General features: G+C 71.7%; 12 protein-coding genes and 1 riboswitch. Of the genes, 2 read left to right on the top strand and 10 right to left on the bottom strand.

The window, feature by feature from the left end; translation table 11 throughout:
* Nucleotides 1-65 precede the first annotated feature (65 nt).
* The 8 genes from ACRSBM_RS05000 to ACRSBM_RS04965 all read right to left on the bottom strand — a co-directional run bounded on the left by ACRSBM_RS05000 (nucleotide 66) and on the right by ACRSBM_RS04965 (nucleotide 9,558).
* The gene (locus ACRSBM_RS05000; protein WP_434440163.1) at nucleotides 66-1,322 is read right to left on the bottom strand and encodes a cobalamin biosynthesis protein; all 1,257 of its coding nucleotides are present in this window, start codon (nucleotides 1,320-1,322) and stop codon (nucleotides 66-68) included.
* A 13-nt stretch (nucleotides 1,323-1,335) separates the two neighbouring features.
* Nucleotides 1,336-2,157 carry a hypothetical protein gene (locus ACRSBM_RS04995; protein WP_434440162.1) on the bottom strand — a complete coding sequence of 274 codons (822 nt, stop codon included), beginning with the start codon at nucleotides 2,155-2,157 and terminating at the stop codon, nucleotides 1,336-1,338.
* 27 nt (nucleotides 2,158-2,184) lie between these two features.
* Nucleotides 2,185-3,219, bottom strand: a complete 1,035-nt coding sequence (locus ACRSBM_RS04990) for an SAM-dependent methyltransferase (RefSeq protein ID WP_434440161.1) — start codon at nucleotides 3,217-3,219, stop codon at nucleotides 2,185-2,187.
* 29 nt (nucleotides 3,220-3,248) lie between these two features.
* Nucleotides 3,249-4,628 carry a cobyrinate a,c-diamide synthase gene (locus tag ACRSBM_RS04985; protein WP_434440159.1) on the bottom strand — a complete coding sequence of 460 codons (1,380 nt, stop codon included), beginning with the start codon at nucleotides 4,626-4,628 and terminating at the stop codon, nucleotides 3,249-3,251.
* Nucleotides 4,622-5,236, bottom strand: coding sequence for a cob(I)yrinic acid a,c-diamide adenosyltransferase (gene cobO / locus ACRSBM_RS04980; RefSeq protein ID WP_434440157.1), 615 nt, complete (start codon nucleotides 5,234-5,236; stop codon nucleotides 4,622-4,624). Before cobO ends, ACRSBM_RS04985 begins: the two co-directional genes overlap by 7 nt.
* A 77-nt stretch (nucleotides 5,237-5,313) precedes the next feature.
* On the bottom strand, nucleotides 5,314-7,221 hold the full coding sequence (locus ACRSBM_RS04975) for a putative cobaltochelatase (RefSeq protein WP_434440155.1): 1,908 nt from the start codon (nucleotides 7,219-7,221) through the stop codon (nucleotides 5,314-5,316).
* A gap of 39 nt (nucleotides 7,222-7,260) precedes the next feature.
* Nucleotides 7,261-7,412, bottom strand: a riboswitch (cobalamin riboswitch).
* Between the two features lie 102 nt (nucleotides 7,413-7,514).
* Nucleotides 7,515-8,474: a threonine aldolase family protein gene (locus tag ACRSBM_RS04970; protein WP_434440154.1), complete on the bottom strand. Its 960-nt coding sequence runs from the start codon at nucleotides 8,472-8,474 to the stop codon at nucleotides 7,515-7,517.
* Between the two features lie 22 nt (nucleotides 8,475-8,496).
* Nucleotides 8,497-9,558, bottom strand: a complete 1,062-nt coding sequence (locus tag ACRSBM_RS04965) for a hypothetical protein (RefSeq protein ID WP_434440152.1) — start codon at nucleotides 9,556-9,558, stop codon at nucleotides 8,497-8,499.
* Between the two features lie 37 nt (nucleotides 9,559-9,595).
* Between ACRSBM_RS04965 and ACRSBM_RS04960 the strand changes: the two genes are divergently transcribed.
* The gene (locus tag ACRSBM_RS04960; protein ID WP_434440151.1) at nucleotides 9,596-10,795 is read left to right on the top strand and encodes an 8-amino-7-oxononanoate synthase; all 1,200 of its coding nucleotides are present in this window, start codon (nucleotides 9,596-9,598) and stop codon (nucleotides 10,793-10,795) included.
* Here the strand turns inward: ACRSBM_RS04960 and ACRSBM_RS04955 are convergent.
* Nucleotides 10,749-11,207 (bottom strand): GNAT family N-acetyltransferase, encoded by a 459-nt coding sequence (locus tag ACRSBM_RS04955; protein WP_434440149.1) that lies wholly within the window; start codon nucleotides 11,205-11,207, stop codon nucleotides 10,749-10,751. The genes ACRSBM_RS04960 and ACRSBM_RS04955 overlap by 47 nt on opposite strands.
* Nucleotides 11,208-11,220: 13 nt before the next feature.
* Nucleotides 11,221-11,955 carry a serine protease gene (locus tag ACRSBM_RS04950; protein WP_434440147.1) on the bottom strand — a complete coding sequence of 245 codons (735 nt, stop codon included), beginning with the start codon at nucleotides 11,953-11,955 and terminating at the stop codon, nucleotides 11,221-11,223.
* Between the two features lie 149 nt (nucleotides 11,956-12,104).
* Here ACRSBM_RS04950 and ACRSBM_RS04945 point away from each other — a divergent pair, with 149 nt between their 5' ends.
* A complete protein-coding gene (locus ACRSBM_RS04945; protein ID WP_434440146.1) occupies nucleotides 12,105-12,713 on the top strand; it encodes a LysE family translocator in 609 nt (202 codons plus the stop codon).
* Nucleotides 12,714-12,717 lie beyond the last annotated feature (4 nt).

Genomic DNA, 12,717 nt, shown 5'->3' with positions numbered 1-12,717 from the left:
GCCGTGTGCATGGCGACGCTAATCGGGAAAACTTCGGCGGAGACCCTACGAAAGAAGGAAAAGCATCAGCGTTCCCAGACTCCGGGAACAACAACGACGTCGGCTTCGACCGGATTGTCCAGCGTTGGTCCGGTTCCGAAAGCGACGAACGCGACCGCCGCGCCGCGTGAGGCCAGATCGGACGCGCCCTCGTGGCGGACCTCGGTGCCGGAACGCAGGATCGGTGCCACGGCGTCGATCGCCTCGGGCGTCCCGACCACGAACGCCGCGCGCCGGATCTCCGCCTCCGCACGGGGTGTGCGTTCCTCCGCGGAGCCCGGCCCCAGACCCACGAGAGCGAGCCGGCCGCGCGGCAGCACCCTTGCCGCGGCCACGGTCACGTTGTCCCGCTTGAACTTCTCGGCCGCCAGCTCGATCTGGCCGCCGTGACCGAGCGACCGCGCGCCGCGCAACGCCGCCGCCTCCGCGACGCTCGCGGTACCCATCGAGTTCCGCACCACCGAGCTCGGGTTCGGCACACCGATCCCGGCGAGCTCCTCGGTCGGGAACGTCAGCAGCTCGGCGGTGTCGCCGTGCCAGAAACCCCAGTCCTCCACGGCATCGACGATACCGGGCTCGTCCGCCTTCGCGTCCGCCGTCGCGAACGCCTTGATGGCACGCAGGTCCAGACCGCCCTGGGCGTCCAGTTCCGACAACGCGGCACCCACGCTCGTGGCCGACGCACCACGCGTCGATCCCACCCCGACGACGAGCGTGCGCGGCACGATCCGCAGCACGTTGTCCTTGGCCGCGCCGGCCCGGTCGTCGACGACGATCACCCACGTCGCGTCCTCGCCCGCCGCCACGACGTTCGGCGGCAGAGCGGGCAGCGGGAAGTTCAACGGGTTGCGCAGCACGACCTTCTCGCCCGCCTCGATGGCGGCGAAGCACGCCTCGACGTCGCCGTCCGCGGTGGCGTCGAGCTGCTCGACCAGCTCGTCGAGCACCGAGTCGATCGACGGGCCGCTCGTCACCACGGCCGTGCGGCCCAGCAGGTCCGCGACGTGGCGGGCGAACGTGTCCGCGGCACCGGCCAGCGCGACGACGAAGTGTTCGTCCACGCACACCACGGCGGGGTCGGATCGCTTGTCCCGCACCAGCGGCGCGATCAGCCGGACCGCGGATCCCGTGTCCAGGAACAGCACGGCGGCGCCGAGGCGGGGCCAGAGACCGTGGACCGCGAGCTTGACGGGACCGTCCGGAACGACGGCGTCGGCGCCGAGCAGGCCCGCCAGGTCTGCCGCGTCACCGCGGTGCGCGGCGCCGGCGAACACACCGATCATGCAAGCTCACCGTTCACTTCTTGCTCCCCCACAGCACCGTCACCGGAACCGCCGGAGCGAAACCCGAGTCGAGCAGGCGCGAGGCGGTCCAGTGCACGCCCTCGACCTCGTAGCCGGCGGCCTGCAACGCGTCCCGCGCGGGCACGATCTCGTCCACGCTCTCCGTCGCGACGACGACGCGCCGGGCGGACACGGCGGCCGAGGCCCTGACCGCGCCGATCTCACCGCGGCCGACGAACACCGCGTCCGGGCGCGGCAACGAGGACGCGTCCAGCTCGGCCTCCTCGACACGGACGTCGACGCCGTGCGCGGACGCGTTCGCGATGATCCGCACGCACTGCACGGGATCGGGCTCGACGGCGATCACCGCGGCACCCAGCCGTGCGCACTCCACGCCCACCGCGCCGGAACCGGCCAGCACGTCCCACACCAGCACACCGGACCGGGGCGCCAGCCGGGCCAGCACGAACGCGCGGACCTCGGCTCCGAGGACGTGCGAGCGGCTCGCGAAGGAGTCGTCCGGCAGCGCCCAGCCGTCGTTCGACTGCAGGAACTCGTTGTCCGCCAAGCACAACACGGCGTCCGGCGCGGTCCAGCGACGGGTCACCGCGTCCCGCGGGTCCACAGTGGTCAGCTCGCCGGAGTCCGACACGACCAGCGAACGACGCCACCCGGCGAGGCCGGCGCCGATCTCGGCGGGGCCGATGCCCTCTGCCAGCCTGACGACCACGGCGGACCGGGCGCGGCACACGTTCAGCGCCGGGCGCAGGCCGTCCGCGGCGTCGACGACCTCGGCGGGACGGCCCGCCACCTCCAGCAGCTTCTCCACTGTCACGGCACTAGTGTCCCGGTAGCCGTGGCACTAGTTGCCCGCGGTGCGCTTGGGCTTGCGGGCGGCGGGCTTCTTCTTCGCCGTGGACGTCGAGGCGCGGACCGTCGGCGGCTTCGGCTTCTCGGCCGCGACCACCGTCAGCTTCGGCTTCGGCGCGGCCTCCTCGGCGGGCTTGCGCACCGACTGCTGTATCTCCTCGACCGCGGTCCACGCCGGGTTCGGCTCGGCCACGGGGGCGGCCGGAACGGAGGCGGGGATGGGCTCGTCGGTGCGCGTCGCGATGCGCGAAGCGGCACGGCGTGACCAGCGGGTCGGGCGGGCGGCGCGGATCGGTTCGTCCACCGACGTGGTGGCCGAGGTCGAGACGCGGCGGGTGGGCGCCTTCACCGCGGCACCGACCAGGAACAGCGTGGGGCGGTACAGCTTGTGCTGCTTCACCACCGACTCGAGCTCGCCGACCGTGGTGTGCACGACGAGCTCGTCGGCCTGGCTCACCTTGTACGCGACGACGACCGGGGTCTCGGCCGCGTACCCGCCCTCCAGCAGCTTCTCCACGAACTGGCCGGTGCGCGCGCCCGAGACCGTGGCGGCCATCGTGGTCTGCAGCGCGGCGAACTCCCGCACGAGCTCGCTGCTCTCCGGCGAGATGAGCACCGCGGACGACGCCTCGGTCAGCGTGATCTCGCGGCCGATCTTCGCCGCGGCGGCGGCGACCACGGAGACACCCGGCACGACCTCGACCTCGAGACCGAGACGCACGCACAGGTCGTGCTGCTCCTGCACGCCGCCACCGGTCGCCGCGTCGCCCGCGTGCAGCCGGACGACCGTCTGGCGCGAGGCGGCGGCACGGCGGTACAGGTCCGTGATCTCCTCGGGCGTGACGCGGGAGAAGTCGACCAGCTCGGCCTCGGCACGGGCGTGCTCGCGGACGCACTCGGCGTCCACCGCGCTGGGAGCCCAGATGACGACGTCGGCTTCCGCGATGCGGCGCGCGCCTCGGAGAGTGATGAGGTCGGCGGCGCCCGGACCGGCGCCGACGAAGGAGACCCGACCGGTCGTCGTCACGACAGCTCCACAGGGGTTCGGAGAGAGGCTTAGGCGAAGACCGTACCGTCTGCCACTCCGGCCACGAACGGGTGGCAGGCGCGCACAAAACGGGCTACCGCCTCCGGATCACCGGCCGGGTGCGTGTGGAGGTACGACGCGTGCACGCCACCCGCCACGAACCCCTCGGCGACAGGCCGTGAGTCGACGCCGCGCCACTGCCACGCGGGCGGGGCCGAGGCCGGTGTGGACAGCTGGGTCCGGTGGAACTCGTGGCCGGTCACCCGGCTGCCGGGCGGGTGCAGCGGTGAGCTCGTGGACGCGACGGCGTCCCGGTAGCCCAGGGTCAGCTTCGGTGTCATGAACCCCTCGGCGTCGAGCACGCCGCACATCGGGTGCCCGTCGAGTGATCTCGCGAGGTAGAGCAACCCTCCGCACTCGGCGTGCACCGGCGCGCCCGACCGAGCGAACCGCGCCACCGCCTCGCGCAACCTCGCGTTGGCCGACAGGGCTTCCGCGTGCTGCTCGGGAAACCCGCCGGGGAGGACGAGGCCCGTTGTTCCTTCCGGCAGGTCCTCGTCGTTGAGCGGATCGACGACCGCCACGGCCGCGCCCGCCGCCTTCAGCACCTCGACGTGCTCGGCGTAGCCGAACGTGAAAGCCGCCCCACCCGCCACGGCGACCAGCGGCTCCCCGGTCACCGGTTCGACCTGGGGTTCCCACGCGGCGACCGCCATCGCGGGCACGGACGACGCGAGCCTGCGCACCGCGTCGAGATCGACGTGCTTGGCCACAGCGGCGGCGATCGCGTCGACCGCGGCGACGGCCTCGACACCGTGCTCCGCCGCCGTCACGAGCCCCAGATGCCGTGACGGCAAGGAGAACTGAGGATCCCTCGGCAGCACGCCGAGCACGTCGAGCCCCACTTCGTCGCACGCCGACCGGAGCACCTGCTCGTGCCGTTCCGAGCCGACCTGGTTGAGGATCACGCCACCGAGCCGGACCGTCGGGTCGTAGCCGCGGAACCCGTGCAGCAGCGCGGCGAGCGACCGGCTCTGCCCGCGCGCGTCCACGACGAACAGCACGGGCGCGTTGATCAGCTTGGCGACGTGCGCGGTCGAGCCGACGCCCGCCGTGTCCACGCGGCCGTCGAACAGGCCCATCACGCCCTCGACGACGGCGATGTCGCAGCCCTTGGAGCCGTGCGCGAACAGGCCGGGGATCCGGTGCTCGCCGACCATGACCGGGTCGAGGTTGCGCCCCGGCCTGGCGGTGGCCAGCGAGTGGTAGCCGGGGTCGATGTAGTCGGGTCCCACCTTGAACGGCGCGACCCGCGACCCGGCGCGGCGCAACGCGGCCATCAGGCCGGTCGCGACGGTGGTCTTGCCGCTGCCCGAAGCCGGGGCCGCGACGACCAGCCTGTTCACCACTCGATCCCCCGCTGGCCCTTCTGCCCGGCGTCCATCGGGTGCTTGACCTTGGTCATCTCGACCACGAGGTCGGCGGCGTCGACCAGCTGCTGCGGCGCGTACCGGCCGGTGATCACGACGTGCTGGTGGCCGGGCCGGTTCGCCAGGGTCTCGACGACCTCGTCCACGTCGATCCAGCCCCAGTGCAGCGGGTACGTGAACTCGTCGAGCACGTAGAAGCCGTGGCGTTCGGCGGTGATCCGGCGGGCGATCTCGGCCCAGCCCTCCCGCGCGGCCGCGGCGTGGTCGTCCTCGGTGCCCTGCTTGCGGGTCCAGGACCAGCCCTCGCCCATCTTGTGCCACTCGACCGCGCCGCCCTCGCCGGTCTCGTCGTGCAGCCGGCCGAGCGCCTTGAACGCGGACTCCTCGCCCACCTTCCACTTGGCGGACTTCACGAACTGGAACACGCCGATGTCCCAGCCCTGGTTCCAGCCGCGCAGCGCCATGCCGAACGCCGCCGTCGACTTCCCCTTCATCTCACCGGTGTGCAGCATCAGCAACGGCCGGTTGCGGCGCTGACGGGTGGTCAGGCCGTCCTTCGGCACCTCGGTGGGTTGTCCTTGAGGCACTGGATTCTCCTTGCTCGTTGGTCGCTGCTCCGCAGACTCCGGTGAGTTCGCCGGGAAGCTGGTCGTCCGGCGCGAACTCACGCGGCCCGGACGACGCCGGCGAGGTGGTCGGCGCTGAGCTGGTCGAGCCGGACGCAGGCGCCCTGCAGCGCGTCGGCGATCTTCTGTGCGAGACCGAGCCGGACGTGGCCCTGCTCGCAGTCCACGACCACGACGGCGATCTGCTCGAGCAGGCCCGCGGCCTTGATCGCGTCCTTCGTCGGATCGCCACCGAGCCCGGACGACGTCGCCCTGCCGTCGGTCAGCAGGACGACGAGCGGGCGCTTGCGCGGATCGCGCAGCCGTTCGATCTCCAGGACGCGATGGGCCTTCAGCAGGCCGTCCGCGAGCGGGGTCCGGCCTCCGGTCCTCATCTTCTTGAGCCGGGTCGCGGCCGCGTCGACAGAAGTGGTTGGAGGCAAAGCGACTTCGGCCTGGTTGCCGCGGAACGTCACCACGCCGACCTTGTCCCGGCGCTGGTAGGCGTCGCGCAGCAACGAGATCACCGCGCCGCTGACCGCGGACATCCGCTTCTGCGCCGCCATCGAACCCGAGGCGTCGACGACGAAGAGGACGAGGTTCGACTCCTTGCCCTCCCTGACCGCCTTGCGCAGGTCACCGCCGGTCAGGAGGAGGCCAGGACCGGTCCGGCCGCGCGCTGCCTGGTGCGGCGCCGCGTTCGTGAGCGTGTCGACCAGGTGCAGGCCGCTTCCGTCCACTTTGGACGAGCGGACGATCCGGCCGGTGCGGGCGCGTGCCCTGGAACGCTTGCCCGGTGCGCCTTCGCCGACTCCGGGGACCTCCAGCAGCCGTGCCTTGAACGCGGGAGAGGGTTCCGGTGCCGGACGGTCGTTCGGCGCGTTCCCGTTGCCCTTCGGGCCTTCCTGCGGTTCGGGCAGCTCGCCGCCACCGGGCCCGTCGTCGTCAGGGCCCTCGGGAGGAGGCTCCTCCGCGTGCTCGGCCGCCTGGCGCATGGCGTCCTCGAGCTGCTGCTCCTCGATGCCGGGCTCGTCGAACGGGTCGCGGCGGCGCCGGTGCGGCAGGGCGAGCCGGACCGCGGTCTCGACGTCGGCCTCCGCGACGCTGTCCGCTCCCCGCCACGCCGCATGGGCGGTGGCGGCACGGGCGACGACGAGGTCCGCGCGCATGCCGTCGACCTCGAAAGCCGCGCAGACGGCGGCGATCCGGCGCAGCTCACCGTCCGGAAGGGACACTCCGGGCAGCCTCCGCTTCGCCTCGGCGATCCGCTGCCGGAGCTTGACGTCCTCTTCCTCCCACTTCGCCGCGAACGTCACGGGGTCGGCCTCGTACGCGAGCCGGCGCCTGATCACCTCGGTGCGGATGCCCACGTCCCGCGCCGCCTTCACCGCCACGGTCAGCCCGAACCGGTCGAGCAGCTGCGGCCGGAGCTCGCCCTCCTCGGGGTTCATGGTGCCGACCAGCAGGAACTGCGATGGGTGCGAGACCGACACGCCCTCGCGTTCGACGTGCGCCCGTCCCATCGCGGCGGCGTCGAGCAGCAGGTCGACCAGGTGGTCGTGCAGCAGGTTGACCTCGTCGACGTAGAGCACGCCGCGGTGCGCCGCGGCGAGCAACCCCGGCTGGAACGCCCGGACGCCCTCGGTCAGCGCCTTCTCGAGGTCGAGCGACCCGACCAGCCGGTCCTCGGTGGCACCGACGGGCAGCTCGACGAGCTTCGCCGGCCTCCGTTCACCACCTTCGTGCGGCGCGTCGGGGCAGTCCGTGCTGCCGGGCACGCAGCCGAAGCGGCACCCCGCGGAGACGTCCAGTTCAGGCAGGAGCGCGGCCAGGGCACGCACGATGGTCGACTTCGCGGTCCCCTTCTCGCCTCGGACGAGTACGCCGCCGATGCCGGGATGAACGGCGTTCAGCAGCAGGGCGAGCCGGAGGTCGTCATGTCCGACGACAGCCGAAAAGGGGAACATGCTCGGCGAAGTCCTTCCTCGGGTGTCCACGCCCGTGGCCGGTGGGTGAAGAGGGGGACGAGTTCCTGACTCCCGGTTCTTTCCGGACCGGTCACAGTCGCGGGACGGCGCCGGATTCGCACCGGCTTCCTCGCGCTCCCCTCACAGCTCCGCGCATCGTCGCATTTCGCACCCGCCCGTCCAACAGCCAGGTGAGCGACGTCGCGTCAGGAATGCGGTCTGCGCAGTCGCACTAGCGCTGTGAAGTGGACCCGGCAGCCTTCCGGACGGTGGGTGGGCCGGGTTTCGCGCGTTCAGAGCAGGCCGAGAAAATGGGCCCAGGCCTCCCGCACCTCGTCCGCCGTCCACTCCAGCGCGGGCTCGGCGACCGTGATCTCGGTCTTGGCGAGCATCCCGTCCCGCCAGAAGGTGCCGAGGAACTCGCCGCTGGCCGCGGTGAGCTTCGCCGGGTCGCCGGGCAGGTGCAGCGCGAACTGGTGGGTGTGCGGCTCGGGCAGGCCCATCGCGTCGGCCACCACCTTGGCGTGCTCGACGTACGCGCCCAACCGGGGCAGCACGGTGTCCAGGCCGTGCACCGCGGAGAGCGCCGCCGGCCACTGCTGGAACAGCATGCCGCCGTACCGGTGCCGCCACACGCGTGCCTGGTCGACGAAGTCCTGGGTGCCGGCGAGCGCCGCACCGGAGATGCCCTCCAGCGACTTGTAGAACGACACGTAGACGGAGTCGAACAGGCCGGCGATCTCTTCGAGCGGCTTGCCCAGGCCGTAGGTGCTCTCCCACAGCCGCGCGCCGTCGAGGTGCACCACCGCGTCCCGCTCACGGGCCAGGTCGACGGTGGCGACCAGCTCGTCCCAGGCCGGCAGGACGAAGCCGGCCTCGCGGTCCGGCACCTCCAGCAGCAGCGTCCCGAACGGCTCGGGGCAGGTGGCGACCTCGGAGTCACGCACCCTGATCGGGCGGAGGCCGGACAGCACGGTCAGCGCGTCGTCCTCGTGGTTGAGCGGGTGCGCCTGCGGGTGCATCGCGACGATCGGGTTGTGGGTGCGGTCGGCCCAGCAGCGCAAAGCGATCTGCTGCGCCATGGTTCCCGTCGGCACGAACAGCGCTGCCTCGGTGCCGAGCAGCTGGGCCACGCGGGTCTCCAGCGCACCCACCGGGCCGCCGTCGCCGTAGCGGTCGGGGTCGACGTCCGGCACGGGGCCGAGCGACTCCAGCAGCGTCTTCTTGCGGACTCCGGACAGCCGGCGGTTCATCACCCCGGCATCAAACCTCAGGTCAGCGGCTCACTGCCACCGACTTCGGCGCGCGGAACGACAGGAGCTGAAGCCACGAAGGCTCGTCACCGACCAGGTGCAGCGACGGCTCGTGCTCGGCGACGGTTCGCAAGGTCACCGCGGCTTCCAGGCGCGCCAGTCCCGCGCCCAGGCAGAAGTGCCGGCCGTAGCCGAACGCCAGGTGCCGCGGGTCGGTTTCCTTGCCGCTCAACAACAACACGAGCTCCGCACCGGCGGGCACGCGCACACCGGACAGCACGACCTCACGCGCGGTCAGCCGCCGCCAGGTCACCACCGGTGTCTCGGTCCGCAGCACGTCCTCGACGAACGACTCGGCGACTCCGGGCAACGGCAGCCGCGCCCACAACTCGCGATTCTGCAACGCGCGGCGCAACGCCGTGGACAACAACTGAGTCGTCGTCTCCTGGCCCGCGATCAGCAGGAAGTAGCAGAGTCCGGCGGAGTCCTCAGCGGACACACCGGCGTCGGCCAAGGCGCAGAACAGCTCGCCGTCCCGCGCGTGGTAGCGCTTGACCAGCCACTGGTGGAAGTCGCCGACGTCGTCGACCAGCTCCATCTGGCGCTCGCGGGAGATGTCGCCCCAGAAGAACTCCAGCGAACCCGAGCTCCAGCGCTTCAGCGTCGGGATGTCGACGTTCTCCAGCCCGAGGAGCTCCATCAGCACGATGGCGGGCAGGTCCCACGCGAGCGAGCGCACGAGATCTGAGCCACCCAGCCGTTCCAAAACGAGGGACCGGATGCGAGGCTCCGCAGCGGCGACGCGGACCGGCGTGAAGAACGACGCGACCAGGCGGCGCAGGTGGGCGTGCGACGAGGAGCCGTTGTTCGCGAGCGTCGGCGGCAACGAGAAGCGGGCCCTCACCAGGGAGCGCAACGCGGCGGGCGCGACCGGGGTGACGGCGGTCAGTGCGTTGTCGGGCAGGAACGTCACGGGATCGGCAAGGATCGCGCGCACGTCGTCGTAGGCGGACACCACCCAGCGGCCGTCGGCGAACTGCACCGGCGAGGTGAGTTCGGCGCGCGTGAAGGTGAACAGGTCCACGAGCGGCACGCTAGCGGGCGGATGGGAGACTCAGGCGGTGACCGTGAGCACAACCGAGGTGATTTCCACTGGTGGTGAGTCGACGTTCGACTGGATCGACGTCCGCTCCCAAGCGCGGGCCAAGGCCGGTCTGACCCGGCGCGTGAGGCCGCGCACGGCGGACTCGACGGACCTCGACCTCGCGAGCAACGACTACCTCGGGCTCGCCAGGGACAAGCGCGTCGCGGGTGCCGCGGCCGCCGCCACGCTCAAGTGGGGTGCGGGCTCGACGGGATCGCGCCTGGTCACCGGTTCGACGGAGCTGCACAACGAGCTGGAGTACGAGCTCGCGAACTTCTGCGGCGCGCAGTCGGCGCTGGTGTTCAGCAGCGGGTACATGGCGAACCTCGGCGCGGTCACGGCGCTGACCGGTCCCGGCACGGCGATCGTGGCGGACCAGCACATCCACGCCTCGCTGATCGACGGCACGCGCCTGTCGAAGGCCGACGTGGTCGTCGCGGACCACTGTGACGTGCGCAAGGTCCGGCACGCGCTGGAGACCCGCGGCAAGCGGCGCGCGATCGTCGTCACGGACTCGGTGTTCAGCGTCGACGGCGACATCGCACCGCTCGCCGAACTGCACGAGGCCTGCCGTGCGACCGGCGCCGCACTGGTCGTCGACGACGCGCACGGTCTCGGCGTCGTCGGGCCGGGTGGCCGGGGCGCGGTCGCCGAGGCGGGCATCATCAGGGCGCCGGACGTGATCACCACGCTCACACTGAGCAAGTCGCTCGGCGCTCAGGGCGGCGCCGTGCTCGGCCCGAGCCGGGTGATCAGGCACCTGATCGACACCGCGCGCCCGTTCATCTTCGACACCGGCCTCGCGCCGAGCAGCGCGGCGGCGGCCCTCGCGGCCATCAGGATCCTGCGCGAGGAGCCGGACCGTCCCGAACGCGCGCTGACCGTCGCGCACGACCTGAGCAACCGCCTGAAGGAAGCCGGGTTCCAGGCCAGCACGCCCACCGCCGCCGTCGTCAGCGTGCGGGCACCGGGCCCGGAGCAGGCGTTCGAGTGGGCCGAGGCCTGCCGCGCGAGCGGTGTGCTCGTCGGGTGCTTCCGGCCGCCGTCGGTGCCGGACCAGATCAGCAGGCTGCGGCTCACCGCGCGTGCAGATCTGACCGAGGCCGACATCGCGCGCGCGGTACGCGTGATCAGGGAGAGCGCCGCATCCGCAGGTGTGGAATCCCGTCCTCGATGAACTCGGCGCCCTCGGCGACGAAACCGAACGACGCGTAGAAGTCCGCGACGTACGTCTGCGCGTCCAGCACACACGACGTGGTGCCCACGTCCGCGAGCACGGCCTCCATGAGCCGGCGGCTGTAGCCGCGGCCGCGGGCCATGCGCGCGGTGACGACGCGCCCGATCCGGAACGTGCCGCCGGGCTCCTCCAGCAGCCGCAGGTACGCGAGCGGATCGTGCGATCCCTCGGCCTCCAGCCAGAAGTGCCGGGTCCCCTGCTCGAGGTCGCGGCCGTCCACGTCGCAGTAGACGCAGTTCTGCTCGACGACGAAGACGTCCTGCCGCAGCCGCAGGATCGCGTAGAGCTGGGCGGGGCTCAGGTCGAGGCCCCACTGCCGGCGCAGGGTGGCGGGAAACTGTGTGGTTCGCACCGGTCCTTGGATATCAGAAGCCCAGCGTCTGCCGGTAGTGCGCGAGCCGGGTGTAGACACCGGGTTCTTCCGGCCGCGCGCAGCCACGACCGAACGACACGACGCCCGCGAGCCGGCCGCGCACCACGAGCGGCCCGCCCGAGTCGCCGGTGCACGCGTCCCGGCCGCCGCGCCCGGCGCACAGCATGGCGCCCTGCCGGTAGTCCGGCTCCTTGAGCAGGCACTCCTCGTCGGACAGGATCGGCACCGTCACCTTGCGCAGCGTCATCGCGGGCGGGGTGTTCTCCGCGGTGCGGCCCCAGCCGAGCACCACGCCCTCGCCACCGGCCTCGCCGAGCGCGATCGTCCGGTACGGCAGCGTTCGCGCGAGGGTCAGGACCGCCACGTCGTCGCCCTTGGTGACCTCGACGTAGCCGGGGTGCCGCCAGACACCGGCGACCGCCGCCTCGACGCCCTCGTCCTTCACCCGGAGGTCCGTGCGGCCGGCGACGACGCGGAACTGCTCGGCCGGGCGCTGGTCCTTGCCGATCACGCCCTTCTTCGTCACGCAGTGCGCGGCGGTCATGACCTTGTCCGGGGCGACGAGCGCGCCACCGCAGACCAGCTGACCGTCCGTGGTGGTGATCGCCACAACCCACGGGGTGTCGGCCACCCGCGCGGGCGTCCCACCCACGATCGCGTCAGCGGGCGAAGCGCCGCTGACCAGCGCGATCACCGCCACCAGCACGGCAAGCCGCTTACCCCTCACGGACCACTCCTCGTTGCGCCAGGTGGACGATCGGTCACCAACGGTAGCGATCACGACAAGACGGCGTCAAAACAGAAGATTCTCGTGTTAGTGTCCCGTTGGACCGAAGATTTTGCGGTCAGTGGTGTAGATCACGGGGGTATGTACGGGTGTTGTTCGACTTCGGCCAGGTTCCGGCCTTTCTCATCGCGTGCGCGGTCGTCATCGTGACCCCCGGTGTCGACGCGTTCCTGTTGCTGCGCACGTCACTGCGCTCGGGCACCCGTGCCGGGCTGCTCGCGCTGGCGGGCATCCACACGGCCGCCGCGGTCCAGGTGGCGCTGGTGATCTCGGGCCTCGGCGTGTTGCTCGCGCAGTACCCGATGGTGCTCACGGCACTGCGCTGGATCGGTGCCGGCTACCTGCTCTACCTGGCGGTTTCCATCACGCGCGGCCTGCTGAAGCGCTCCGGCGGCGAGCCGGAGGAGGTCATGAGCACGCGGCCGTTCCGGCAGGGCTTCCTGACCAACATCACGAACCCGAAGATGATCCTGTTCTCGCTGGCGTTCCTGCCACAGTTCATCGGATCGGGTGAACCGGCACCGCAGCTCGCGATGCTCGCCGCGGTGTTCCTCGGACTCGCCGCCGTGTGGGAGCTGATGATCGTGCTGGCCGCCTCGCGGGTGGCCGGCCGGTTGAAGCGGCCCGGCGTGACGACGGCCCTGGACGCGGTGTGCGCGGCCGTCTTCCTCACCATGTCCGTGGGTCTCGTGCTCTGAGGCA

Origin of the sequence: Lentzea xerophila, assembly GCF_051094245.1 — a bacterium.
In the GTDB taxonomy this organism is placed as follows: domain Bacteria; phylum Actinomycetota; class Actinomycetes; order Mycobacteriales; family Pseudonocardiaceae; genus Lentzea; species Lentzea xerophila.
This window is presented reverse-complemented; position numbering and strand designations above follow the sequence as displayed.